This window comes from Pseudomonas sp. HMSC057H01, from assembly GCF_001836405.1.
GTDB lineage: Bacteria > Pseudomonadota > Gammaproteobacteria > Pseudomonadales > Pseudomonadaceae > Pseudomonas > Pseudomonas aeruginosa.
This window is the reverse complement of record NZ_KV828475.1, coordinates 206,763-231,603: the sequence shown is the minus strand read 5'-3', so window position 1 is coordinate 231,603 and position 24,841 is coordinate 206,763. Positions and strand designations below refer to the sequence as shown.

Annotated in this window: 25 protein-coding genes; 9 read left to right on the top strand and 16 right to left on the bottom strand. The window is 67.0% G+C overall.

The genetic code is table 11. The features are described 5' to 3' along the window. The 9 genes from HMPREF2581_RS16510 to bioB all read right to left on the bottom strand — a co-directional run. Positions 1-787 (bottom strand): acyl-CoA dehydrogenase family protein (locus HMPREF2581_RS16510; protein WP_049266737.1); only part of this gene is annotated, 787 nt, incomplete at its 3' end. Between the two features lie 274 nt (positions 788-1,061). Continuing rightward, positions 1,062-2,858, bottom strand: a complete 1,797-nt coding sequence (locus tag HMPREF2581_RS16505; protein ID WP_003137312.1) for an acyl-CoA dehydrogenase C-terminal domain-containing protein — start codon at positions 2,856-2,858, stop codon at positions 1,062-1,064. 212 nt (positions 2,859-3,070) lie between these two features. Continuing rightward, a complete protein-coding gene (locus tag HMPREF2581_RS16500; RefSeq protein WP_003084842.1) occupies positions 3,071-4,876 on the bottom strand; it encodes a phenylacyl-CoA dehydrogenase in 1,806 nt (601 codons plus the stop codon). Between the two features lie 340 nt (positions 4,877-5,216). Next, positions 5,217-5,447 (bottom strand): hypothetical protein, encoded by a 231-nt coding sequence (locus HMPREF2581_RS16495; RefSeq protein ID WP_003103338.1) that lies wholly within the window; start codon positions 5,445-5,447, stop codon positions 5,217-5,219. Positions 5,448-5,555: 108 nt separating this feature from the next. Next, the gene (gene bioD / locus HMPREF2581_RS16490; RefSeq protein WP_003111241.1) at positions 5,556-6,242 is read right to left on the bottom strand and encodes a dethiobiotin synthase; all 687 of its coding nucleotides are present in this window, start codon (positions 6,240-6,242) and stop codon (positions 5,556-5,558) included. A gap of 3 nt (positions 6,243-6,245) precedes the next feature. Beyond that, positions 6,246-7,070 carry a malonyl-ACP O-methyltransferase BioC gene (gene bioC, locus HMPREF2581_RS16485; RefSeq protein ID WP_003084830.1) on the bottom strand — a complete coding sequence of 275 codons (825 nt, stop codon included), beginning with the start codon at positions 7,068-7,070 and terminating at the stop codon, positions 6,246-6,248. After that, on the bottom strand, positions 7,063-7,785 hold the full coding sequence (locus HMPREF2581_RS16480) for an alpha/beta fold hydrolase (protein ID WP_003084828.1): 723 nt from the start codon (positions 7,783-7,785) through the stop codon (positions 7,063-7,065). The genes bioC and HMPREF2581_RS16480 overlap by 8 nt, the downstream gene beginning before the upstream one ends. After that, positions 7,778-8,983, bottom strand: a complete 1,206-nt coding sequence (gene bioF / locus HMPREF2581_RS16475; RefSeq protein WP_003084826.1) for an 8-amino-7-oxononanoate synthase — start codon at positions 8,981-8,983, stop codon at positions 7,778-7,780. The genes HMPREF2581_RS16480 and bioF overlap by 8 nt, the downstream gene beginning before the upstream one ends. Positions 8,984-9,088: 105 nt before the next feature. Beyond that, a complete protein-coding gene (gene bioB, locus HMPREF2581_RS16470; protein ID WP_003084824.1) occupies positions 9,089-10,147 on the bottom strand; it encodes a biotin synthase BioB in 1,059 nt (352 codons plus the stop codon). 314 nt (positions 10,148-10,461) lie between these two features. Here bioB and HMPREF2581_RS33570 point away from each other — a divergent pair, with 314 nt between their 5' ends. Beyond that, positions 10,462-10,704 (top strand): fimbrial protein, encoded by a 243-nt coding sequence (locus HMPREF2581_RS33570; protein WP_073650955.1) that lies wholly within the window; start codon positions 10,462-10,464, stop codon positions 10,702-10,704. Between the two features lie 43 nt (positions 10,705-10,747). Here the strand turns inward: HMPREF2581_RS33570 and HMPREF2581_RS16460 are convergent, their stop codons facing one another. The 5 genes from HMPREF2581_RS16460 to HMPREF2581_RS16440 all read right to left on the bottom strand — a co-directional run bounded on the left by HMPREF2581_RS16460 (position 10,748) and on the right by HMPREF2581_RS16440 (position 15,065). Continuing rightward, entirely contained in the window at positions 10,748-11,725 is a 978-nt protein-coding gene (locus HMPREF2581_RS16460) for a 5-oxoprolinase subunit C family protein (RefSeq protein ID WP_003084819.1), read from the bottom strand. Further along, entirely contained in the window at positions 11,715-12,593 is an 879-nt protein-coding gene (locus HMPREF2581_RS16455) for a 5-oxoprolinase subunit B family protein (protein WP_003084817.1), read from the bottom strand. Before HMPREF2581_RS16455 ends, HMPREF2581_RS16460 begins: the two co-directional genes overlap by 11 nt. A 1-nt stretch (position 12,594) precedes the next feature. Further along, complete coding sequence (locus HMPREF2581_RS16450) at positions 12,595-13,971, bottom strand: acetyl-CoA carboxylase biotin carboxylase subunit (protein WP_003084815.1); 1,377 nt, start codon at positions 13,969-13,971, stop codon at positions 12,595-12,597. A gap of 10 nt (positions 13,972-13,981) precedes the next feature. Further along, the gene (locus HMPREF2581_RS16445; protein WP_003084813.1) at positions 13,982-14,230 is read right to left on the bottom strand and encodes an acetyl-CoA carboxylase; all 249 of its coding nucleotides are present in this window, start codon (positions 14,228-14,230) and stop codon (positions 13,982-13,984) included. A 76-nt stretch (positions 14,231-14,306) separates the two neighbouring features. Further along, positions 14,307-15,065 carry a 5-oxoprolinase subunit PxpA gene (locus HMPREF2581_RS16440; protein WP_004365179.1) on the bottom strand — a complete coding sequence of 253 codons (759 nt, stop codon included), beginning with the start codon at positions 15,063-15,065 and terminating at the stop codon, positions 14,307-14,309. Positions 15,066-15,182: 117 nt separating this feature from the next. Here HMPREF2581_RS16440 and HMPREF2581_RS16435 point away from each other — a divergent pair, with 117 nt between their 5' ends. The 7 genes from HMPREF2581_RS16435 to rarD all read left to right on the top strand — a co-directional run bounded on the left by HMPREF2581_RS16435 (position 15,183) and on the right by rarD (position 20,643). Next, positions 15,183-16,109, top strand: coding sequence for a LysR family transcriptional regulator (locus tag HMPREF2581_RS16435; RefSeq protein WP_003129068.1), 927 nt, complete (start codon positions 15,183-15,185; stop codon positions 16,107-16,109). A 53-nt stretch (positions 16,110-16,162) separates the two neighbouring features. After that, positions 16,163-16,456 (top strand): hypothetical protein, encoded by a 294-nt coding sequence (locus HMPREF2581_RS16430; protein ID WP_003084806.1) that lies wholly within the window; start codon positions 16,163-16,165, stop codon positions 16,454-16,456. A gap of 138 nt (positions 16,457-16,594) precedes the next feature. Next, on the top strand, positions 16,595-17,320 hold the full coding sequence (locus HMPREF2581_RS16425; RefSeq protein ID WP_004365178.1) for a ComF family protein: 726 nt from the start codon (positions 16,595-16,597) through the stop codon (positions 17,318-17,320). 41 nt (positions 17,321-17,361) lie between these two features. Next, entirely contained in the window at positions 17,362-17,682 is a 321-nt protein-coding gene (locus HMPREF2581_RS16420; RefSeq protein ID WP_004365177.1) for a YfiM family lipoprotein, read from the top strand. Positions 17,683-17,749: 67 nt separating this feature from the next. Further along, entirely contained in the window at positions 17,750-18,508 is a 759-nt protein-coding gene (locus HMPREF2581_RS16415; RefSeq protein WP_003084796.1) for a TOBE domain-containing protein, read from the top strand. Positions 18,509-18,569: 61 nt separating this feature from the next. Then, positions 18,570-19,544, top strand: coding sequence for a serine/threonine protein kinase (locus HMPREF2581_RS16410; RefSeq protein ID WP_003129062.1), 975 nt, complete (start codon positions 18,570-18,572; stop codon positions 19,542-19,544). 202 nt (positions 19,545-19,746) lie between these two features. Further along, positions 19,747-20,643, top strand: a complete 897-nt coding sequence (gene rarD, locus HMPREF2581_RS16405) for an EamA family transporter RarD (RefSeq protein WP_003121788.1) — start codon at positions 19,747-19,749, stop codon at positions 20,641-20,643. Positions 20,644-21,332: 689 nt separating this feature from the next. Here the strand turns inward: rarD and HMPREF2581_RS16400 are convergent. Together HMPREF2581_RS16400 and HMPREF2581_RS16395 are read right to left on the bottom strand one after the other, a co-directional pair. Then, positions 21,333-21,848: a glycine cleavage system transcriptional repressor gene (locus tag HMPREF2581_RS16400; RefSeq protein ID WP_003084789.1), complete on the bottom strand. Its 516-nt coding sequence runs from the start codon at positions 21,846-21,848 to the stop codon at positions 21,333-21,335. A gap of 31 nt (positions 21,849-21,879) precedes the next feature. Further along, complete coding sequence (locus HMPREF2581_RS16395) at positions 21,880-22,323, bottom strand: GNAT family N-acetyltransferase (RefSeq protein WP_003084786.1); 444 nt, start codon at positions 22,321-22,323, stop codon at positions 21,880-21,882. Between the two features lie 306 nt (positions 22,324-22,629). Here HMPREF2581_RS16395 and HMPREF2581_RS16390 point away from each other — a divergent pair, with 306 nt between their 5' ends. Further along, positions 22,630-24,807: a malate synthase G gene (locus HMPREF2581_RS16390; RefSeq protein WP_003105217.1), complete on the top strand. Its 2,178-nt coding sequence runs from the start codon at positions 22,630-22,632 to the stop codon at positions 24,805-24,807. Positions 24,808-24,841 lie beyond the last annotated feature (34 nt).

The window sequence follows — 24,841 nt, the reverse complement described above, 5'->3', positions numbered from 1 at the left end:
CCTTGATCCCCATCTTGTGCTCGATGGAGCCGCAACCCAGGCTGTTCTTCTCGCCCAGCGAGCCGTCGGCGTTGACCAGCACCTTCGGCACCAGGAACAGCGAGATGCCCTTCGGCCCGGCCGGGGCGTCGGGCAGCTTGGCCAGCACCAGGTGGATGATGTTCTCGGTCAGGTCATGCTCGCCGCCGGTGATGAAGATCTTGGTCCCGCTGATCTTGTAGGAGCCGTCGGCCTGCGGCTCAGCCTTGGTGCGGATGATACCCAGGTCGGTGCCGGCATGCGGCTCGGTCAGGCACATGGAACCGGCCCAGATACCGGCGTACATGTTCGGCAGGTACTTGTCCTTCAGTTCGTCGCTGGCATGGGCATTGAGCGCCAGGCAGGCGCCGGCGGTCAGCATCGGATACAGGCCGAACGACAGGTTGGCCGAGTTGACCAGTTCCTCGACCTGCGCCGAGATCACCTTGGGCATACCCATGCCGCCGTAGGCCGGATCACCGCCGACGCCGACCCAGCCGCCTTCGGCGTAGGTCCGGTAGGCCTCGGGGAAGCCGGCCGGGGTGCTCACCGCGCCAGCGTTCCACTGGCAGCCTTCCTCGTCGCCCGGACGGTTCAGCGGGGCGATGGTACCGGCGGTGACCTTGCCGGCCTCTTCGAGGATCGCCGCGGCGGTCTCGGCGTCGACCACTTCGGCCAGCGCCGGCAGTTGCGCCCAGAGCCGGGAGACCTCGAACACCTCATTGAGGACGAAGCGCATGTCGCGCAGCGGAGCTTTGTAATCAGCCATGTGGGGGAATCCTCGATCGTACCGATCGCCGGCCGGGGGCCAGCGGCAACAAAATGGAGGCACGAAAGGTGTGCCGCGGCCGAGTCTACACCACCAACATTTCGGACTTGTAGCGTCACGTCGTGACCATTAAGTCTATATCGGTCTTCTATGCGACAGGCATGAAAAAGCCCGCTTTTCGCGGGCTCGAGCGAGTTCGCCGGGAGTCCGGCGGGCCCGGCGAGTGCGGGAGAAACCGGGGGGAAGAAGCGCCGCGCCCCTGCCCCGGCAACCGCTAGAGCGAAAACTGCTCCGCCGACAGGCTCATCAGGCCCGCCGCGCCGGCCTGGATCGCCGCGGCGTGCGCCGCGGTGCGCGGCAGCAGGCGACTGAAGTAGAAGTCGGCGGTGGCCAGCTTGGCTTCGTAGAACGCGGCCTCGCCGCTGCCGGCATCCAGCTTCTCGCGCGCCACCAGGGCGATGCGCAACCAGAAATAGGCCAGGGTCACGTAGCCGGAGAACATCAGGTAGTCCACCGAGGCGGCGCCCACTTCGTCGGCATTCTTCATCGCCGCCAGGCCCACCTGCTGGGTCAGTTCGCCCCACTGCGCGTTCAGCGCCGCCAGTTGCGCGACCTGTCCCTTCAGTTGCGGATGCTCGGCCTGGGCCTGGCACAACTGGTGGACCAGTTTGGTGAAACCGCGCAGCAGCTTGCCCTGGCTGCCCAATACCTTGCGGCCGAGCAGGTCGAGGGCCTGGATGCCGTTGGTGCCTTCGTAGATCTGTGCGATGCGACAATCGCGGACCAACTGCTCCATGCCCCACTCGCGGATGTAGCCGTGGCCGCCGTAGACCTGCATGCCGAGGTTGGTCACCTCCTGCCCGGTCTCGGTCATGAAGGCCTTGCAGATCGGTGTCAGGAAGGCCAGCAGGTCGGCGGCCCGCTCGCGCTCGGCGGCGTCCTGCGACAGGTGCTCGGTGTCGAGCAACTGGGCGGTGAAGTAAGCCAGCGCGCGGTTGCCCTCGTTGAACGCCTTCATGGTCAGCAGCATGCGCCGCACGTCGGGGTGCACGATGATCGGGTCGGCCGGCTTGTCCGGCGCCTTCGGCCCGGTCAGCGAGCGCATCTGCAAGCGCTCCCGGGCGTAGCGCACGGCGCCCTGGTAACTGGTCTCGCCAAGGCACAGGCCCTGCATGCCGGTGCCCAGGCGGGCGTGGTTCATCATGGTGAACATGCAGTGCAGGCCCTTGTTCGGCTCGCCGATCAGGTAGCCGGTGGCGCCGTCGAAGTTCATCACACAGGTGGCCGAGGCCTTGATCCCCATCTTGTGCTCGATGGAGCCACAGGAGACCGCATTGCGCGCGCCCACGTTACCTTCGGCGTCGGGAAGGAACTTCGGCACGATGAACAGCGAGATACCCTTGGTCCCGGCCGGCGCATCGGGCAGCTTGGCCAGCACCAGGTGGACGATGTTCTCGCTCAGGTCGTGCTCGCCGGCGGAGATGAAGATCTTCGTCCCGCTGATCGCATGGCTGCCGTCGGCGTTCGGCACCGCGCGGGTCTTGATGATGCCCAGGTCGGTGCCGCAGTGCGGCTCGGTCAGGCACATGGTGCCGGTCCAGGTGCCGGCGGTCATCCGCGCCAGGTAGAGGTCCTTCTGCGCCTGGCTGCCGTGGGCGTGGATCGCCGACATGGCGCCGCGGGTCAGGCCCGGGTACATGCCCCAGGAGACGTTGCTGGAGCCGATCATCTCGCTGAGCAGCAGACCCAGCGAGTGCGGCAGGCCCTGGCCGCCGTACGCGGGATCGCTGGCGACACCGTTCCAGCCACCCTCGACGTACTGTGCATAGGCTTCCTTGAAACCCTTGGGCGTGGTCACCACGCCGTTGTCGAAGTGGCAGCCCTCTTCGTCGCCGGAGCGGTTCAGCGGCGCCAGAACCTGTTCGCAGAATTTCGACCCTTCATCGAGGATCGCCGCCACCATGTCCGGGGTCGCGTCGCTGGCGCCGAGCGCCTGGTAGCGCCCATGGAAGTCGAATACCTCATCGATCAGGAAGCGCATGTCGCGCAGCGGAGCCTTGTATTCCGGCATCTCTGTTCTCCTCGGCAGGGGCGCCCCACAGGCGCGAATCCCTCGAAGCTACTGCGCCGGGCGGGCGCCTACAATCACGCTGCGGACGCTGAATGCAACGCCATAACCCCGAGGTCGGAAGGCCAGGATGCAGCGGATCGCAGGCATGAAAAAGCCCGCCGAAGGGCGGGCTCTTTCTCACCTGGGGAACGGGCCGCCAGCGGCCCGTGCCATCAGTAACCGAGGGCGAAATCTTCCTCGGCCATCTCCATCAGGTTGTTGGCGCCGGACAGCATGGCGGCGACGTGGGCGCGGGTACGCGGCAGGATGCGCTGGAAGTAGAAGCGCGCGGTCTGCAGCTTGGCCTTGTAGAAGGCTTCCTCGCCGGTGCCGGCGGCCAGCTTCTCGGCGGCCAGGCGCGCCATGTCGGCCCAGAAGTAGGCCAGGCAGGCGTAGCCGGAGTACATCAGGTAGTCCACCGAAGCGGCGCCGACTTCCTCGCGATCCTTCATGGCGGCCATGCCGACCTTCATGGTCAGGTCGCCCCACTCCTTGTTCAGCTGTGCCAGCGGAGCGACGAATTCCTTGACGGCTTCGTTGGCTTCGTTGGCCTGGCAGAACTTGTGCACGATCTTGGTGAAGCCCTTCAGCGCCTCGCCCTGGGTCATCAGCACCTTGCGGCCCAGCAGGTCGAGGGCCTGAACGCCGGTGGTGCCTTCGTACAGCATCGAGATGCGGCTGTCGCGGACGTTCTGCTCCATGCCGTGCTCGGCGATGAAACCGTGGCCGCCGAAGATCTGCACGCCGTGGTTGGCGGATTCGAAGCCGACTTCGGTCATGAACGCCTTGGCGATCGGCGTGAGGAAGGCCAGCATCGAGTCGGCAGCTTTCTTCTGCTCTTCGTCCTGGCTGCGCTGGACGATGTCGACCTGCTTGGCGGCGAAGTACAGCATCGCGCGATTGCCTTCGGCGAAGGCCTTCATGGTCAGCAGCATGCGGCGCACGTCAGGATGCACGATGATCGGGTCGGCGGGCTTCTCGGGCGCCTTCGGACCGGTCAGCGAGCGCATCTGCAGACGCTCGCGAGCATAGGCGATGCCGCCCTGGAAACCGACTTCGGCGTGGGCCAGGCCTTGCAGCGCGGTACCCAGGCGAGCGGTGTTCATGAAGGTGAACATGCAGTTCAGGCCCTTGTTCGGCGGGCCGATCAGGAAGCCAGTGGCGGCGTCGAAGTTCATCACGCAGGTGGCGTTGCCGTGGATACCCATCTTGTGCTCGATGGAGCCGCAGGAAACCGCGTTGCGCTCGCCGGCGTTGCCTTCGGCGTTGGGCAGGAACTTCGGCACGATGAACAGCGAGATGCCCTTGGTGCCCTGCGGGGCGTCGGGCAGGCGGGCCAGGACGATATGGACGATGTTGTCGGCCATGTCGTGCTCGCCGGCGGAGATGAAGATCTTGGTGCCGGTGACCTTGTAGCTGCCGTCGGCCTGCGGCTCGGCCTTGGTGCGCAGCATGCCCAGGTCGGTGCCGCAGTGCGGCTCGGTCAGGCACATGGTGCCGGTCCACTCGCCGGAGACCAGCTTGGTCAGGTAGGTCGCCTGCTGCTCGGCGGTGCCGTGGGCATGCAGGGTGTTCATGGCGCCGTGGGACAGGCCCGGGTACATGCCCCAGGACCAGTTGGCCTGGCCGACCATCTCGCTGATGGCCAGCCCGAGGGATTCCGGCAGACCCTGGCCGCCGTGCTCGACGTCATGGGCCAGGCTCGGCCAGCCGCCTTCGACGAACTGCTGGTAGGCCTCCTTGAAGCCAGTCGGGGTCTTCACGCCGTCGGCGCTCCAGGTGCAGCCTTCCAGGTCGCCAACGCGGTTCAGCGGAGCGATCACCTGTTCGCAGAACTTCGCACCTTCCTCGAGGATGGCGTTGACCATGTCGGGAGTCGCGTCTTCGGCGCCCGGCAGGCTCTGGTAGTGCGCTTCGTAGCCCAGCAGCTCGTCGCGAACGAAACGGATATCACGCAAGGGGGCCTTGTAATCAGGCATAGCAGTCAACCTCTACGAAGGGTTCTGGTTAATCGGCGACCGGACGGATGTCCAGAGTCTGCGGTCGCAGTGCGGGATCGCTCCCGGTCGCCTTGCCGGACGCACTCATGCGTCCCGACTCTCAAACAGGCGTTTGAAACATACGTTTACGCCAATCCCTTGTCAAGCATCCGAACCGACCGCTCGGTCATGCCCGAAATCACTGGCTGCAACGACCATCCAAAGCGCTTTCGTCTCTCTCAGTAAAGCCCATGGCGAAGCGCCCGGCAGGCTTCAGGGGCCGCCGGGTGACAGTCGGAAAAGAAAGAGTCGGGGGCGACCGCTGCCGGCCGCCAGGGAGTCAGGCGTGGGTGTCGATCAGGGTGCCGAGGGTCTCGTCGGCTACCTCGATGACCCGGGCGCCGCTCTGCGCCTCGAGCTTGCCGCGGGTCAGCTCGACCATCTGCTCGGCCTGGGGCGAACGGGCCTCCACGGTGTTGCGGGCGATCTCGCTGCCGGCCTGGGCGACGCGGGCGCTACCCGACTGCACCGCATTGAGGCCACTGACGAAAGCGTTGCCGGAAATTTCCACCCTCTACTCCTGGGGACGCGCACGCGCCGCTACGATAGCAAGTGGCTTCTATTCAAGCAGACTTGGCCGGCGCTGGGTACCGCCCGTTGGTTATGGACGGCCCGCTGTTTATAGCCCGATGCCCAGGGGCCGCAGGTCGAGGTGCGCGGCCACGGCCGCGGGAGTGGCTTCCTCCAGGCGCGGTACCCGGCCCAGGCAGGGCGCCGGCAGGCGCTCGGCGAGGGTCGCCAGGTTCTCCTCCAGGCGCGAGGTAGCCGGGTCGACCACGTTGGCCACCCAGCCGGCCAGCGCCAGGCCGTCGCCTAGGATCGCCTCGGCGCTGAGCAGCGCATGGTTGATACAGCCCAGGCGCACGCCGACCACCAGCACCACCGGCAGCGCCAGCAGGCGCGCCAGGTCGGAGAGGTTCTCGCGACCCTGCAACGGCACGCGCCAACCGCCGGCGCCCTCCACCAGGGTGAGATCGGCCTGTAGCGCCAGCACCTCGCGCACCGCCTCGTGCAAGCGTGCGGCGCTCAGTTCGACGCCGGCCTCGCGCGCCGCCAGGTGCGGGGCGATGGCCGGCGCGAAGGCCAGCGGGTTGACCTGCTCGTAGGCCAGCGCCAGCGAACACTGGCCGAGCAACGCCAGCGCGTCGCCATTGCGCAGGCCTTGCGCCGTGGGCTCGCAGCCGGAGGCCACCGGCTTCGCCGCGGCGGTGCTCAGGCCGGCACGCCGGGCCGCGTGGAGCAGGCCGGCGGCGATGGTGGTCTTGCCGATCTCGGTGTCGGTACCGGTGACGAAGAACGCCGGCATGGTTCAGGAATCCTTGCGCAGCACGCCGAAGACGACGCGGTAGGTAGCGGGCAGCCCCTCGGGCTGGCGGAAACGCTCGTAGGCGGCGACCAGCGCGCGGATGCGCTGGCGCCCGGTCAGGCCGTCGGGCCGCCCGGGGTTGAGGTTGTGCGCGCCCAGCGCCTTGAGTTCGTGGGTCAGGCTGCGCAGGTCGGGGAAATGCAGGACCCGGTCCTCGTGGCGCAGGGTCAGCGGCAGCAGACCGCTGCCGGCCGCGTGTTGCAGGTAGTCGGCGAAGGCGCGGAAGCGATTGACGTGGACGAAGCCGTCCACCACCCGCCAACTGTCGCGCAACTCGCCCAGGGTACCGACGCACAGGCTGCTGAACGCCAGCACGCCGCCCGGCCGCAGGACCCGCCGCGCCTCGGCCAGGACCGCCGGGAGGTCGGCGCACCACTGGATGGCCAGGCTGGAGAACAGCAGGTCGCAACTGCCGTCGCGCAACGGCAGCCTCTCGGCGTCGCCGCCGATGAAATGGCTGGCGCCGCCGCGCGCGCGGGCATGCCGCAGCATGCCTTCGGCGATGTCCACAGCCAGGCCCTCGGCCGCGCCAAAGCGGCGTTCCAGGGCCCGGCTGAAATGACCGGTGCCGCAGCCGAGATCGACCCAGCGGCGCGGCGAGAAGCCTTCCGGCAATGCCGACAGCAGGCTCTCGCCGACGCCGCGCTGGAGTTCGGCCACCGCGTCGTAGCTGGCCGCCGCGCGGGAAAACGACGCGGCGACCCGGCGCTTGTCGGGCAGCGCGGCAACGCCATGGGGCGCCAGCAGCGGCGCGGAATCGTCAGGCATCGTCACCCTCGCGAAGGAATCTCAGGATTGCGCTGGCCACCTCGTCCGGGCATTCCAGCGGCAGGCCGTGGCTGGCCGCCAGGGTCGAGACCTCGACGTCCGGCAGCCACTCGAGCAGGGCCTCGGCGGCGGCCACCGGCACCAGCGCATCGGCTTCGGCGAACAGATGCAATTGCGGCCCGCGGAAGTTTTCCAGGGCGGCCCGGGTATCCAGTTGGCCGAGCAACTGCAGGCCGGCGACCAGCGCCTCGCGCTCCAGCTGCGGCAGCGCCACCTGCAGTTGCCGCGCCAGGGTCCGAGGGTCGCGCGCACCCTGGCTGACCAGTAGGGTGAAACGCTTGCGGGTCAGGTGCGGTTCGAGCAGGAAAGCCTCGAAGAAGTCCTCGAAGGTTTCCGCCGGCATCGCGTTCGGCCAGTCCTCGCGCACACGGAAGCACGGATTGCTGGCCAGGGTCAGCAGGCCCCGGCAATCGTCGCCGCGGCGCGCCGCCAGTTCGCCGGCGAGCATGCCACCCAGCGACCAGCCGGCCAGCCAGCTATCGCGCGGCAGGTTGTCGTCGAGTTCGTCGAGCCAGTCGGCGGCATCGTCCAGCGACGGCAGCGGCTCGATCAACACGTTCAGGTGCGGCTCGCGCTCGTGCAGCGCGTCGCGCAGCGGTTCCAGCGGTGCGCTGCCCAGGCCCCAGCCCGGCAACAGGATCAGGTGGTCACGCATCGTCTCCCTCCTCGGCTTCGATCTCTGCCAGAAGGCTAGACGACAGCTGTCGCCAGCTTTCGCCGAGGGCTTCGAGCAAGCGGTCGACCTGCGCTTCGCTGTGCGCGGCGGACAGCGTGACGCGCAGCCGCGCGCTGTTGGCCGGCACGGTTGGCGGGCGGATCGCGCCGACCATGATGCCGCGGGCTCGAAGCATGCCGGCCAGGGCCACGGCCTGGCGGCTGCCGCCGACCAGGATCGGCTGGATCGGCGTGAAGCTGTCCATCAGGGTCAGGCCAAGCGCCTCGGCGCCATGGCGGAAACGGGCGATCAGCGCCGCCAGGTGTTGCCGCCGCCAGCTTTCGCGGCGCAGCAGCTCCAGGCTCTTCAGGGTGGCGCAGGCCACCGCTGGCGGCTGGCTGGTGGTGTAGATGTAGGGCCGGGCGTACTGGATCAGGGTCTCGATCAGTTCCTCGCTGCCCGCTACGAAGGCGCCGGCGGTACCGAAACCCTTGCCGAGGGTGCCGATCAGCACCGGCACCTGCTCCTGGCCGAGGCCGAAGTGTTCGACGATCCCGCCGCCGCTGGCGCCCAGCGGGCCGAAGCCATGCGCGTCGTCGACCATCAGCCAGGCGCCGCGGGCCTGCGCGACGGCGGCCAGGGCCGGCAGGTCGGCGAGATTGCCGTCCATGCTGAAGACCCCATCGGTGACCACCAGGGTATTGCCCTCGGCCTTGTCCAGGCGCGCGGCGAGGCTTGCCGGGTCGTTGTGCAGGTAGCGCGAGAAACGCGCGCCGGAGAGCAATCCGGCATCCAGCAGCGAAGCGTGGTTGAGGCGGTCCTCCAGCACCGTGTCGCCCTTGCCGACCAGCGCGGTCACCGCGCCAAGGTTGGCCATGTAGCCGGTGGAGAACAGCAGCGCGCGCGGCCGCCCGGTGAATTCGGCGAGGGCCAGCTCCAGTTCGTGGTGCGGACCGCTGTGGCCGACCACCAGGTGCGAGGCGCCGCCGCCCACGCCCCAGCGCTCGGCGCCGGCGCGTAACGCGGCGATCACTTCGGGATGATTGGCCAGGCCGAGGTAGTCGTTGGAACAGAAGGCCAGCAGCGGCTGGCCGTCGACCACGACGTCCGGGCCCTGGGCCGACTCCAGCAGCGGCCGCTGGCGGTAGAGGTCTTCCGCGCGCCGGCTGGCGAGGCGGGAAGCGAGATCGAAGGACATGGCAGGTCGCTCGTGTTGCTGGACGGACGCAGGCGCACCCGTCCACGCAGGGCCGACATCAGCGGCTGCAACGAAGGGACGGCGGCGCCCTCCCTTCCAGTATGGTCAGGCGGAAGCGGCGTTATAGAACAGCTTCGATTCGCGTTGTTCCACCAACGCCTGCTCGATGGCGGCCTGGTGCACTTCGTCGGCGTGCTCTTCGCGCTCTTCCGGCTTGATGCCGAGACGGGCGAACAACTGCATGTCCTTTTCGGCCTGCGGGTTCTTCGTGGTCAGCAGCTTTTCGCCGTAAAAGATCGAGTTGGCCCCGGCCATGAAGGCCAGCGCCTGCATCTGCTCGTTCATCTGCTCGCGGCCGGCGGACAGGCGCACGTGGGACTTCGGCATCATGATCCGGGCCACCGCCAGGGTGCGGATGAAGTCGAAGGGATCGACGTCCTTCTCTTCCGCCAGGGGCGTGCCCTTGACCTTCACCAGCATGTTGATCGGCACCGACTCCGGGTGCTCCGGCAGGTTCGCCAACTGGATCAGCAGGCCGGCGCGGTCGTCCACCGACTCGCCCATGCCGAGGATGCCGCCGGAGCAGATCTTCATCCCCGCCTCGCGCACGTAGGCCAGGGTCTGCAGGCGCTCGCTGTAGGTGCGGGTGGTGATGATGTTGCCGTAGAACTCCGGCGAGGTATCCAGGTTGTGGTTGTAGTAGTCGAGGCCGGCGTCCGCCAGCGCCTGGGTCTGTTCCTGGGTCAGGCGGCCGAGGGTCATGCAGGTCTCCAGGCCGAGCTTCTTCACGCCCTTGACCATCTCCAGGACGTAGGGCATGTCCTTGGCCGACGGGTGCTTCCAGGCAGCGCCCATGCAGAAGCGGGTCGAACCGATGGCCTTGGCCTCGGCCGCCGCCTCGAGGACCTTCTGCACCTCCATCAGCTTCTCCTTGTCCAGGCCGGTGTTGTAGTGGCCGGACTGCGGGCAGTACTTGCAGTCCTCGGGACAGGCGCCGGTCTTGATCGACAGCAGCGTCGAGACCTGTACGCGGTTCGGGTCGAAGTACGCGCGATGCACCGTCTGCGCCTGGAACAGCAGGTCGTTGAACGGCTGCTCGAACAGGGCACGGACTTCGGCGAGGGACCAGTCGTGACGGGTGGCGACGGAAGCGGTTGCACTCATGGGGAAGATTCCTTCGACGCTTGCATGGCGCCTTTTGTCGGGGAGCCCCGGCACGCCGGGGTCAGGCTTAAGGGGCATCATAAGTGGCTCTAGGACGCTGTCAACCCAGACCAGGACACAGGTATACATCTGATCAATATTTGATCATTTCATCGGCGATCGTCGCCCCTGAGCATTTCACCCAAGACACTCGACTTCGGCCTACTTCAAGCGCTTCAAGCCGCCACCAACCAGACCATCAAGGAGAAGCCTTTCCAGATCACTGCAAGCAAGAACTGCATAGCGCCTATGGCCTGGGAGCCCTTCTGAGTCCCGTGAACTCTTCCAGCACCGTAGGCGACACGTTGGTGCCGGGAGACAACAAGTCCGTAGGCATCACCGTGCTCAGGCAAGAAGACCGTCGCATCGTCCCCTTCAACAAAGAATTCCAATTGGTGGAACACAGCAAAGACCAGGTCGTGGTGAAGAACTTCCTGGCCCAACTGAAATGGATGACCAACGCACCTACGTTGGGTCGATTCAATGCCACCGCTGCGATAGATATCTACTACAAGTGAGCGGGAGGCCGCTTCGCAGACGGAAGCGGCCGGTATCGACGACTCAGCGCAGGAAGAAGTGCTGGAGTCGTTGCACTTGCCAGTTGTAACGGCGACGCGCCTCGAGACCTTCCTCCAGGCTGACGGCGACGAAACGCGCCTTCTGGTTCGGTTGCATCTGCGCCAGCCGGTTCAGGTCGGGGCTGATCACCGTGCCCAGCGTGGCATATCCCCCACCGGACACCGCATCACGATGCAGGACGATGGGTTCGAGCCCGCCCGGTACCTGGATCGAGCCGATGGGATAGCAGGCGTCGACGATGTTGGACGGGTCCGAGCCTGCGCCGAATGGCTGTTCGCGCGGCTCGAACCGGAGCGCCGTGCCGCCCTTGAAGCGGTAGCCGGTGCGGTCCGCCTCCGAGCCGACGGTCCAGGTCTCGGCGAAGAAACGCTCGACCGCGTCGGGGGTCAGGCGATGGACGTAGAGCCCGGGAACCACCCGCAAGCTCACCTCGCCACCGACCTCCACCTGCAACGAGCGCGGCAGCGCCAAGCCCTCCACGGCAGAGGGCGAGGCAGGCCCCAGGGGCAGCAGGTCGCCCTCCGCCAGTCGCCGTCCCTGCAAGCCACCGATCGCCCCCAGACCGTAGGTCGAACGGCTGCCCAGCACCTCGGGTACCGCGATGCCGCCGTCGATGGCGAGATAGCCACGGGCGCCGGCACGGATGAAGTCGAACCCCAGTACCTGGCCGGCGCGAACCCGGAAGGAAGTATCCAGCGGCATCTCCGCGCCCTCCAGGCGAGGCGTCATGCGCGCCCCGCACACGGCCACCAGGGCGTCGCGCTGGAACTCCAGCTGCGGACCCAGCAGCGCGCACTCCAGCACGGCGGCGGTCGGTGCGTTGCCCACCAGCAGGTTGGCCGCGCGCAGGGCGTACTGGTCGAGCGCGCCGGACGGCGGGATACCCAGGTGATAGTGGCCTTCGCGGCCGGCGTCCTGCACCGAGGTGGCAAGGCCGGGCTTGAGCACCTTAATCGACATACAGCACCTCCTGCAGACGTTGCGTGCAGCCTCGCGGATCGGCGAGGAACGCGTCGAGATCGAAACTCACCGGACGGATGCGCAGGTCGAATGTGCCCGCTTCGACTTCGGCCGCCATGCGCTCGTATTCGGTCCGCTCGATGGGGCGGAACTGGACGATGTCGCCAGCGCGGAAGAACACCATCGATTCCTCGAGATAGGGCAGGCCCTGGCGGGGATCGAAGATCGGCGCCGGAGTCACGCCGAACATCTGGTAGCCGCCGGCACCGCGCACCGAATAGATGCAGCCGAAGCAACCGCCGTGGCCGAGGGTCAGCTTCGGCGTGTCGATGCGCGGACGCAGGTACTTGGGCACCTGCAACTGCCGTTCGCGCTCGACCATCTGGTACATGAACGGCAGGCCGGCAACGAAACCGACCATCGAGACGAACCACGGCGTGCCGCTGTGCGCCTGGATGAACGCCTGCACGTCGGCGTAGCCGTTGATCCGCGCGGCGTACTCGAGGTCGGTGGAGTCCGGGTCCTGGTGACGGTCGCGGAAGCGCATCAGGGTCTCGTGGGTCCAGGGATCGTTGTACAACACCGGCACTTCGACGATACGCGTCTCGATGCTGCGCGCGGCGACCGCCTCGGCTTCCAGGCCGCGCACGGTCTCCAGCAGCGCCTCCGGGGCCAGCCGGTCGGGGTCGAAGCGGACCTGGAACGAGGCGTTGGCCAGGCACACGTCGAGCACCCCGGGCAATTGCAGGGCCTCGATCGCGCGGGTGATCGCCATGCCGCGAAAGAAGGCTTCCAGCGACATGGCTTCGGCGACCTCGGCGAACAGGTGCTCGTCGCCGCCGAAGCTGTAGCGGATGTTGGCGTGCATCTCAAACCTCCTGCGCGGCGGCGGTCCGCTCGGCGAGCCAGGTTTCCAGGGTAGCGGTATCGAACTGCGCGGCCTGTACCCGCGCATCGGCGAGCAGCCAGCGGTGCAGCGGCAGGGTAGTGGCCATGCCGGCCAGCACGGTGCGCTCCAGCGCCTGGCGCGCGCGGGCGAACGCTTCGTCGCGGTCGCGACCATGGACGATCAGCTTGGCCAGCAACGAATCGTAGTACGGCGGCACCCGGTAGCCGGGATACAGGTGGCTGTCCACTCGCACGCCCTCGCCCTGCGGCCATTCCAGGCGCTCCACGGTGCCGGGGCTGGGGAAGAAATTGCGCGCCGGGTCTTCGGCGTTGATCCGCATCTCCAGCGCCGCGCCGTTCAGGCGAATGTCCTCCTGGCGCCAGGGCAGCGCCTCGCCGGCGGCGATGCGCAGCATGGCCTGGACCAGGTCGATGCCGGTGACCATCTCGCTGACCGGATGCTCGACCTGGATACGGGTGTTCATCTCGATGAAGAAGAACTCGCCGCTGTGCGCGTCGAACAGGTATTCCAGGGTGCCCGCGCCACGATAGCCGAGACTCTGCGCCAGGCGCACCGCGCTCTCGCAGAGGGCCTGGCGCTGCGCGCCGTCCAGCGCCGCCGAAGGTGCCTCCTCGAAGACCTTCTGGCGCCGCCGCTGCAGCGAGCATTCGCGTTCGAACAGATGCACCGCGCGCTCGCCATCGCCGAGGATCTGCACTTCGATGTGCCGCGCCTGGCGGATGAAGCGCTCCAGGTACACCGCCGGCGAACCGAAGGCGGCCTGCGCCTCGCGCTGGGCGATGGGGAATTCCCGACGCAGTTCGTCGGCGTCGTGGGCGATACGGATGCCACGCCCGCCGCCGCCAGCGGAGGCCTTGACCAGCAGCGGATAGCCGACCTCTTCGGCGCAGGCCAGCGCCGCGTCGAGGTCGTCCAGCTCGCCGGGCGAGCCCGGCACCACCGGCACCCCGGCGGCCATCGCGGTACGCCGCGCCTCGGCCTTGTCGCCCATGCGGCGGATGGTCTGCGCATCCGGACCGACGAAGACCAGTCCGGCCGCCTGCACCGCTTCGGCGAAGGCAGGGTTCTCGGAGAGGAAACCGTAGCCGGGATGGATCGAGTCGGCACCGGTTTCCCGCGCCGCCATGAGAATCGCCTCAATATCCAGGTAGCTCCGCTCGGCCCGCGCAGGGCCGATCAGACGTACCTCATCGGCCAGCCGCGCGGCCAGCGAATCGCGATCCGCCTCGCTGCACACCGCTACCGTGGGAATGCCCAGTGCCTGCGCGGCGCGGATGATGCGCACGGCGATCTCGCCGCGATTGGCCACCAGCAGCTTGTTCAGTCGCTTGTGCATGGCGTCCTCCTCAGGTAGCGCTGGCGATCACCGCCAGCACCTGTCCCGGCTCGATGGCCTCGCCATCTTCCACGTGGAACGCCTGGAGTATGCCGGCCTGCCCGGCCTGCACTTCGGAAAACTGCTTCATCACCTCGATCAGCCCGATCACGCTGCCGGCCTCGACCGCCTGCCCGACCTCCGCGTAGGGTGGCGCGTCGGGGCTGGCCTTGCGATAGAAGGTGCCGGGCAAGGGGGACTGCACGTTATGTTCGGCCATGACGAATCCTCATTATTCGAACGTTGTAGGAAATGGCAGAAAAGCTTGTCGCGAGGCTCGCCGAGGCGAGCGGCGCTCAACGCGGCGCCTTGATGCGGATGCCGGCGCCTTCCAGGCGCGCGCGGGTGCTGGCGACCAGCTCCAGGGCGCCGGGGGTGTCGCTGTGGATGCACACCGAGTCGAAGGCGATGTCGAGGTCCTCGCCCTCGACGGTGCGCACCTTGCCCTCGCGGCAGGCGCGCAGGACCTTGTCGGCGACCTGTTGCGGATCGAGGGCGGCGACCCGCCGGGTGAAGACGATGGAGCCGCTACGGTCGTAGTCGCGGTCGGCGTAGAACTCGCGCACCAGCGGCTGGCCCAGTTCCCGACCGATGCGCCAGGTGGCCGAACCGGGCATGCAATAGAGCAGCAGTTCCGGTTCCAGGCGTTGCAGGGTCTCGACGAACAGGCGCGCGGCGGCCTCGTCGCGCGCCAGGTGCATGTAGAGCGCGCCGTGGGGCTTGACGTGTTGCAGCGACAGGCCCTGCAGCCGGGCGAATTCGCGCAGGGCGCCAAGCTGGTAGAGCATGTCGTTGACCAGCTCGATGGCCGGCGCGGCGATGTGCCGGCGACCGAAGCCGACCAGGTCGCGGAAGCCCGGATGGGCGCCGATGGCCACGCCATGCTCGGCGGCCATCTCCACGGTGCGGCGCATGCTGCTCGGGTCGCCGGCATGGAAACCGGTGGCGATGTTGGCGCTGCTGATCAGCGGCATGATCGCGGCATCCACGCCATCGCCGATGGTCCATGGGCCGAAGCCTTCGCCCATGTCGGAATTGAAGTCGACTTCAGTCATTGCCCGCTGGCCTCATCTGCCTTGTTGTTGGATGGAGCCACGGTAAAAGCCGGGAAAGGTATTGGGTAGATTTATTATTCGATAGACTGGTTTCTGAAAAACAGATACCTCTTCCGGATGCTGCCCATGGCCCTGACCCTCCGCCAGGTTCGCTACTTCATCGCCACCGCCGAGTTCGGCCAGATCTCCCAGGCCGCCATCCACCTGAACATCTCGCAGTCGGCGGTGACCAGCGCGATCCAGGAACTGGAGGGCATGCTCGGCGTCGCCCTGTTCACCCGCACGGCCCAGGGCATGAACCTGACCGACAGCGGCCGGCACTTCCTCAACCACGCCTATTCGATCCAGCGCAGCGTCGACGACGCGCTCAACAGCCCGCAACCGGACACCCGGGTCGACGGCACCCTGAAGGTCGCCGCCAGCTATACCGTGATGGGCTATTTCCTCCCCCACCACCTGCAACGCCTGGCGCAGTGGTACCCGGAACTGGAGCTGCAACTGTTCGAGGACGAGCGCGCCAGCATCGAGCGCGGCCTCCTCGACGGTCGCTACGACATCGCCGTGCTGCTCACCGGCAATCTCACCGAGCCCGGGATCGCCGCCGAAACCCTGTTCAACTCCGAGCGCCGGTTGTGGCTGCCCAGCCGCCATCCGCTGGGTGAGAAGGCCGACCTGGGCCTGGCCGACGTGGCCGGCGAGCCCTACATCATGCTCACCGTCGACGAGGCCGGGCAGAGCGCGCTGCGCTACTGGCAACAGAGCGGCCACCGGCCGCAGGTGATCCTCCATACCAGTTCGGTGGAAGCGGTGCGCAGCATGGTCGCCAACGGCTCCGGCGTGGCCATCCTCTCCGATCTGGTGTACCGGCCCTGGTCGCTGGAAGGCAAACGCATCGAGACGCTATCGCTGGTCGACCCGGTGCCGTCGATGAGCGTCGGCCTGGCCTGGCGCCGCGACACCGAAGCGAGCGCCGGGATGCGCGCGTTCCGCGAATACTTCCGCCAGTCGTTCCTCGCTCCGCAGCAAAGCAGCAGCCGGCGCTGAACCCGGCGGCTAATCTCTGATCCAACGCTGGGAACACTCAGGACAGGACACTCATGGGTACAGAAGGCTTTTTCGACGGACTGGGCGAGATGCTGGGCAGGGCGATCCGCTTCGTGGTGGACCTGCTCTCCGGCCTGCTGGGCGGCATCTGGGGCGCCATGGACGACTTCCTCCACGGCCTGGCCAGGGCCATCGGCATGGACGCATCGCTGTTCAGCTTCGTCTTCCTGGTGCTCGGCCTGTTGCTGCTCTACAGCGGCATACGCGCCTTCATGCGCCGCTCGATAGTCGGCGGGGTGATCTGGACGGTGCTCGGCCTGATCGTCATGAGCTGGCTCATCCACTGATCCACGCGTCGGCCGTTTCCGCAAGGAGCGAAGGAAGGTTTCGGTTATCCACAGGCGAGTTCCGAACCCGCTGGCAACGGCTGGTCGGCGGCGCGCGCCTGCGGTTGCATGGTGCGACATCCGCCAGGAAGTCCCGCCATGTCGTTCCCGCTTCGTCCTCTCACGCGCTGGCTTTTGCCGCCGCCGGCCTGCCTGCTCTGCGCCGCCCGCAGCGACCAGCCGCCCCGCCCGCTGTGCCGCGCCTGTGCCGCCGACCTGCCCTGGTCGCGCCAGCAGTGCCGGCGCTGCGCCCTGCCCCTGCCGCTGGACGGCCAGGTGTGCGGCGAGTGCCTGCGCCGCCCGCCGGCCTATGAACAGGCGATCGCGCCCTGGCGCTACGCCTTTCCGCTCGACAGCCTGATCAACCGCTTCAAGCACCAGGCGGCCTGGCCGCTGGGGCGGCTGCTCGGCGAGTTGCTGGCGGAACACCTGCGGCAACGCTACGCCGAAGGCCTGCCGCGCCCGGCACGCCTGCTGCCGGTCCCGCTGGCGCCACGGCGCGAACGTCGGCGCGGCTTCAACCAGGCGCAACAGCTCGCCGAGCGACTGGCCGGCGAGCTGGACCTGCGCAGCGATCCGCACAGCCTGCGGCGAGTGCTGGATACGCCGGCCCAGCAGGGGCTGGACGCGACGGTGCGGCGGCGCAACCTGCGCCACGCCTTCGCCCTGGCGCCCGCCAGCGATGTTCGCGGGCTGCACCTGGCACTGGTGGACGACGTGCTCACCACCGGGGCCACCGCCGAGTGCCTTTCCCGTCTGTTGCGCCGGGCGGGCGCCGCGCGGGTCGACGTCTACTGCCTGGCGCGCACGCCGAAGCCCGGCTGAGCTGGGCTAAACTGCCGCGCAACCGATACGGGAGAGGATCCATGCGCGCACTGCTGGTCGTGGCCTGCCTGTTGCTCGGCGGTTGCAGCCACTTCGCCGAAGACGACTGGCTGGGCGAAGACAAGGCCCTGCATTTCGCCAGTTCCGCGGCCCTTACCGCGGCGGGCATGCAGATGGCCCACGACCGCGGCCTGCACGGTGCTCGCCAGGCACGCTTCGGCCTGAGCTTCTCGCTCGCCTTCGGCGTCGGCAAGGAACTCTACGACAGCCGTTCCGCCGGCAGCGGCTGGAGCTGGAAGGACCTCGCCTGGGACCTGGCCGGCGCCGCCGCCGGCTACGGTCTCTACCAGGCCGCCGAGTGACGCCCTTGCGTTTTGCCCATGGCTGTTGGAGCCTTCGCCGTATACGTCCGCTCATAGCGAAGCTTCCATGTCCGCACTCTCCACTCTCGCCCAGCACGTCACCCGTCGCCCGCAACGCATCGCCCTGCTCGCGCAGATCGCCGAACTGGGCTCCATCACCCGTGCGGCGAAGGCCGTGGGCATCAGCTACAAGGGCGCCTGGGACGCCATCGACGAACTGAACAACCTGGCCGAGCGTCCGCTGGTCGAGCGTAGCGTCGGCGGCAAGGGCGGCGGCGGCGCCCGGCTGACTGCCGAGGGCGAACGCCTGCTGGCTCTCTACCGGCGCCTGGAAGCCTTGCAAGCGCAGGTGTTGCAGGCCGCGGAAGACGCCGAGGACCTCAACCTGATCGGCCGCCTGATGCTCCGCACCAGCGCACGCAACCAATTGCACGGGCGGGTCCTGTCGATCCATGGCGAAGGCTTCCACGACCGCATCGCCATCGAGCTGCCAGGCCAGCAACGCATCGAGGCGCTGATCACCCGCGCCAGCACCGAGCAACTCGAACTCGGTCGCGGCCGCCCGGTACTGGCGCTGATCAAGGCCGGCTGGCTGGACGTCGGGCTGGAACCGCGCGAGGACCAGCCGAACCAGTTGCACGGCACCCTGGAGGAAATCCTCGCGGCCAAGGCCGGTCCCAGCGAGGTGCGCATCGCCCTGGGCAGCGGTCTTACCCTCTGCGCGCTGCTGTCCGGCGAACGCCTGGCCAGCCTGGGGCTGAAGAAGGGCCAGAAGGTGATCGCCTCCTTCGATCCAGCCCAGGTCCTGCTCGGCACGCCGCTGTGAACCTGCCGGCCCGCGCCGGCTTGCGTACACTAGGGGTCTTTCGAGCCTTGGATGCCCCGTCATGTCCCATCCCTTCGACCAACTGACCCCCGACCTCGTCCTGGATGCCGTGGAAAGCCTCGGCTATCTCAGCGACGCACGGGTGCTGGCGCTCAACAGCTACGAAAACCGCGTGTACCAGGTCGGCATCGAGGACGGCGAGCCGCTGATCGCCAAGTTCTACCGACCGGACCGCTGGAGCGACGCGGCGATCCGCGAGGAGCACGCCTTCTCCGCCGAGCTGGCGGAATGCGAGGTGCCGGTGGTGGCGCCGCTGTCGCGCGACGGCGAAAGCCTGTTCGCATTCGCCGGCTTCCGCTTCGCCCTGTTCCCCCGGCGCGGCGGGCGCGCGCCCGAGCCGGGCAATCTCGACCAGCTCTACCGCCTCGGCCAGTTGCTCGGCCGCCTGCACGCGGTCGGCGCCACGCGGCCGTTCGAGCACCGCGAGGCGCTCGCTGTGGATAACTTCGGCCACGCCTCGCTGGCCACCCTGCTGGAAGGCAATTTCATCCCCAGGAGCCTGCTGCCGGCCTACGAGTCGGTCGCCCGCGACCTGCTGAAACGCCTCGACGCCCTGTTCGCCGAGGTGCCCTACCAGCCGATCCGCCTGCACGGCGACTGCCATCCGGGCAACCTGCTGTGCCGCGACGAGGTCTACCACATGGTCGATCTCGACGACTGCCGCATGGGCCCGGCCCTCCAGGACCTGTGGATGATGCTCGCCGGCGAGCGCCACGAACGCCTGGCGCAGATTGCCGAACTGGTCGACGGCTACAATGAGTTCCACGACTTCGACCCGCGCCAGCTACCGCTGCTCGAAGGCCTGCGCAGCCTCCGCCTGATGCACTACAGCGCCTGGCTCGCGCGGCGCTGGGACGACCCGGCGTTCCCACCGAGCTTCCCCTGGTTCGGCAGTGAACGTTACTGGGGCGAGCAGGTGCTGGTGCTGCGCGAACAACTGGCGGCGCTGGACGAGGAACCGCTGCGGCTGTTCTGAGCCTCCTGCGGACAGGGCGAATGGCGCGCGGCGCTATCCGTCCCGCCGCGGGGCAGGCGAGGGAACGGCAAGTGTGCCGGTGCTTTTCCGCGGGAACTGTGCGCAGACAAGCCCGCCACCCCCCTACTAGAATTCACAGGTCATCCGCTCGTGCATGCCGTGCACGGCCATTCTTACCTGCCTGACGTTTCAAGGATTCTCCATGGCGACCGCCAACCTCCGTCGGGGCTATGTCCTCGGCCTGACGGCTTATGTGATCTGGGGATTGTTCCCGCTCTACTTCAAACTGCTCGAACGCATTCCCGCGGTGGAAATCATCGTCCAGCGCGCGGTCTGGTCGGCCCTGTTCGGCGCCGTCCTGCTGCTGTTCTGGAAACACCCGGGCTGGTGGCGCGAACTGCGCCAGAATCCGCAGCGCTTCGTCGTGCTGGCCGCCAGCGGACTGCTGATCGCCAGCAACTGGATGACCTATGTCTGGGCGGTGAACAACGGCCACATGCTGGAAGCCAGCCTGGGCTACTACATCAATCCGCTGATCAACGTGATGCTCGGCATGTTGCTGCTCAAGGAACGCCTGCGTCCTCTGCAATGGCTGGCGGTGGCCCTGGCTTCGCTGGGCGTGGCGCAGCAGGTCTGGCAACTCGGCAGCCTGCCCTGGGTGTCGCTGGTGCTGGCCCTGACCTTCGGCTTCTACGGCCTGATCCGCAAAAAGGCGCCGGTCGCCGCGCTGCCCGGACTGGTGGTGGAAACCTGGCTGCTGCTGCCACTGGCGCTGGTCTGGTTGCTGTTGTTCGCCGACGGGCCGACCAGCGAAACGGCTTTCTGGAGCACCCCGGAAGCCCTGTGGGTGGTCGCCGCGGGCCCGGTGACGCTGGTTCCGCTGGTCTGCTTCAACGCTGCGGCAAGGCACCTGCCCTACGCCACTCTGGGCTTCCTGCAATACCTGGCACCGACGCTGGTCCTGCTACAGGCGATCCTGCTGTTCGGCGAGCACCTGGACTCCAGCCGCCTGACCGCCTTCGCTTTCATCTGGCTCGCCCTGGCCGTCTACAGCTTCGACGCCTGGCGCAGCCTGCGCCGCCTTCCCCAGCCGGGCTGACGTTATCCCCAGGCTTGCGGAACTCCGCAAGCCTGGCGAAAAAACACGCACTCCTTCCTATCCCCCGCCAATACTGACGCTCAGCGATCCACCCCAGGCTTTTCCACAGGTTCATGCACGTACTTTGTGCATAGACCTGCCTTCTCCTCCCCGCAGGCGCGTGGATAACTCGTCGGAAGAAGCCCTGCAAAGCGCCTGATCAGTCTTTGAGCACACCGCTGTATGCCAGTATTACCAAGGGTTACAACGATATACACAAGGCTTATCCACAAATCTGCCCAAGGCTTTTGTGAGCAACTGTGGATGAACCGGAAAAGCCATCGATCAAAAAACGTACTGACACCTGGAGTACCGATGGATAAAGGCCTGCATGGATTCTTCCCCGGCTTACCCACAGACTGCTCCACGTTATTTGTGCACAGGGGCAACGATAGCGGCGAAGGTTAATCCACAAGCAAAAGCGCAAGAGAGGCTGCTCAGAAAACGATCAAACCCTTGTATTGCCCATGGATGAAGGCCTGCAAGGTTATCCACACAGAATACCCACAGGCTGGTCCACCTGGTTTGGGAATAACCGCAACGCAGCTGGTCAAAAAACGCGCTACGACCTCCAAGCCTAGCGGCGCCTGGGCTTCAGGGTTTCACCCAAGGCTTTTCCACAGGCCCGTCCCCGGCTTTCCTGAACAACTTCAGGACGCGTCCAGCACCAATTCCACCATCAGGTCGTCGGCCAGGTCTTCCAGTCGCTCGCGCAGGGTGTCCAGCGACAGGGTCAGCGGCACCGCCAGCAGCGCATCGGCATGGAACAGCGGTTCGCTGCTCATCGGCGCCGGGCGCACTTCGGTGGACAGGCTTTCCAGGTTCACCCCATGCTCGGCCAGCAGCCGGGTGATGTCACGCACGATACCGGGGCGGTCGTTGCCCACCAGGTCGAGGTGGATAGGCTTCCAGTTGCATACCGGCTCGATCCCGCTTTCCGCCAGGAGCACGCGGATACCGTGGCTGGACAGGCCCTGTAGCCCTTCCACCAGTTCGTCGTAGCCTTCCGCCGGCACGGCCACCCGCAGTATCCCGGCGAACTGCCCGGCCATCCGCGACATGCGGCTTTCCAGCCAGTTGCCGCCGTGGGAGGCGATGCATTGGGCGATGCGCTCGACCAGGCCGGGATGGTCGGTGGCGATCACGGTCAGGACCAGGTGATCCATGAGCTTGCCTCCTGCTGGGACGAATGGGAGTTCAGAGCTGCAGCCAGTAAGTGTAGAACTGTTCGTCACGGACATAGCCGAGGCGCTCGTAGAGCGACTGCCCGGCGTGGTTGGTCTTCGCCGTCTCCAGTTGCAGGCCGCAGGCGCCCATGCTTTCGGCGAAACCCCGGGCCTGGTTCATCAGGGCCTCGCCGACGCCCTGGCGGCGCGCCTCCGGACGGACGTAGAGATCGCTGAGCAGCCACGAAGGTCGTAGCGCCAGGGAGGCGAACAGCGGATAGAGTTGGACGAAGCCCAGCGCCCGCGCCTCGGCATCCCTGGCCAGGAACAGGGTCGAATCGCCCTGGCGCAGGCGCTCGGCGAGGAATGCGCGGACCTGCTCTTCCGGCGCCGGCACTTCGTAGAAGTCGAGGTAGGCGGAAAACAGCGGAACCAGGTCGGCGAGATCGGCGAGGGATGCGGCATGGACGGGCATGGCGAGGCTCCTGGGGCGATTCCGGGAGTATAGGCAAGGCGCTCGCAGCGCAGTGAAACATCCTGCGACGCCGCGCCGCAGTTGGGCTCGCGATAAATCGTGTACTGTTTTTAGATTTATCTGGAACAAAGTACAGTTTTTTTGCGAACATTGAGCCTGGCCAACGTGACCGTGAAGCGTCATCCAGTCGTAACGCGACGCGTAACCACTGATTTTTCCCGCGGCATCATGTAGTATGCCGCGGCTCGGACTACAAGGCCGTGCGGCCCGGGTCCAGAGCTGGTCTAGAGCAGAGTGAGGCAAACAATGACTGAACGCGTTCAAGTCGGTGGCCTGCAGGTCGCCAAAGTCCTGTTCGACTTCGTGAACAACGAAGCCATCCCCGGAACCGGCGTCTCTGCCGACACGTTCTGGACCGGTGCGGAGGCCGTGATCAACGACCTGGCGCCGAAGAATAAAGCCCTGCTCGCCAAGCGCGACGAACTCCAGGCCAAGATCGACGGCTGGCACCAGGCTCGCGCCGGCCAGGCCCACGACGCCGCTGCCTACAAGGCCTTCCTCGAGGAAATCGGCTACCTGCTGCCCGAGGCGGAAGACTTCCAGGCCGGCACCCAGAACGTCGACGACGAGATCGCCCGCATGGCCGGCCCGCAGCTGGTGGTGCCGGTGATGAATGCGCGCTTCGCCCTGAACGCCTCCAACGCCCGCTGGGGCTCGCTGTACGACGCACTCTACGGCACCGACGTGATCAGCGAAGAAGGCGGCGCCGAGAAAGGCAAGGGCTACAACAAGGTTCGCGGCGACAAGGTCATCGCCTTCGCTCGCGCCTTCCTCGACGAGGCCGCGCCGCTGGAGTCCGGCTCCCATGTCGACGCCACTTCCTACAGCGTGAAGAACGGCGCGCTGGTCGTCGCGCTGAAGAACGGCAGCGAAACCGGCCTGAAGAACGCTGGCCAGTTCCTTGCCTTCCAGGGCGACGCCGCCAAGCCGCAAGCGGTACTGCTCAAGCACAACGGCCTGCACTTCGAAATCCAGATCGACCCGAGCAGCCCGGTCGGCCAGACCGATGCCGCAGGCGTGAAGGACGTGCTGATGGAAGCCGCCCTCACCACCATCATGGACTGCGAGGACTCGGTCGCCGCGGTCGACGCCGACGACAAGGTAGTGATCTACCGCAACTGGCTGGGCCTGATGAAAGGCGACCTGGCCGAGGAAGTCAGCAAGGGCGGCAGCACCTTCACCCGCACCATGAACCCGGACCGCGTCTACACCAGGGCCGACGGTTCCGAACTGACCCTGCACGGCCGCTCGCTGCTGTTCGTGCGCAACGTCGGCCACTTGATGACCAACGATGCGATCCTCGACAAGGACGGCAACGAAGTGCCGGAAGGCATCCAGGACGGTCTGTTCACCAGCCTGATCGCCATTCATGACCTGAACGGCAACACCAGCCGCAAGAACAGCCGCACCGGCAGCGTGTATATCGTCAAGCCGAAGATGCACGGTCCGGAAGAAGCCGCCTTCACCAACGAGCTGTTCGGCCGCGTCGAGGACGTCCTCGGCCTGCCGCGCAACACCCTGAAGGTCGGCATCATGGACGAGGAGCGCCGCACCACCGTGAACCTGAAGGCCTGCATCAAGGCGGCCAAGGATCGCGTGGTGTTCATCAACACCGGCTTCCTCGACCGCACCGGCGACGAGATCCACACCTCCATGGAAGCCGGCGCCGTGGTGCGCAAGGGCGCCATGAAGTCGGAGAAGTGGATCGGCGCCTACGAGAACAACAACGTCGACGTCGGCCTGGCCACCGGCCTGCAAGGCAAGGCGCAGATCGGCAAGGGCATGTGGGCCATGCCCGACCTGATGGCCGCCATGCTCGAGCAGAAGATCGGCCATCCGCTGGCCGGCGCCAACACCGCCTGGGTCCCGTCGCCGACCGCCGCGACCCTGCACGCCCTGCATTACCACAAGGTCGACGTGTTCGCCCGCCAGGCCGAGCTGGCCAAGCGCACCCCGGCCTCGGTGGACGACATCCTGACCATTCCGCTGGCGCCGAACACCAACTGGACCGCGGAAGAGATCAAGAACGAGGTGGACAACAACGCCCAGGGCATCCTCGGCTATGTCGTCCGCTGGATCGACCAGGGCGTCGGCTGCTCCAAGGTGCCGGACATCAACGACGTCGGTCTGATGGAAGACCGCGCCACCCTGCGCATCTCCAGCCAGCTGCTGGCCAACTGGCTGCGTCACGGCGTGATCAGCCAGGAGCAGGTGGTCGAGAGCCTCAAGCGCATGGCCGTGGTGGTCGACCGGCAGAACGCCAGCGACCCGTCCTACCGGCCGATGGCGCCGAACTTCGACGACAACGTCGCGTTCCAGGCCGCCCTGGAGCTGGTGGTGGAAGGCACCCGGCAGCCGAACGGCTATACCGAGCCGGTCCTGCATCGCCGCCGCCGTGAGTTCAAGGCGAAGAACGGGCTGTAGGCCGTTCGCCGCAGCGCAACGAAAAGCCGCCCCG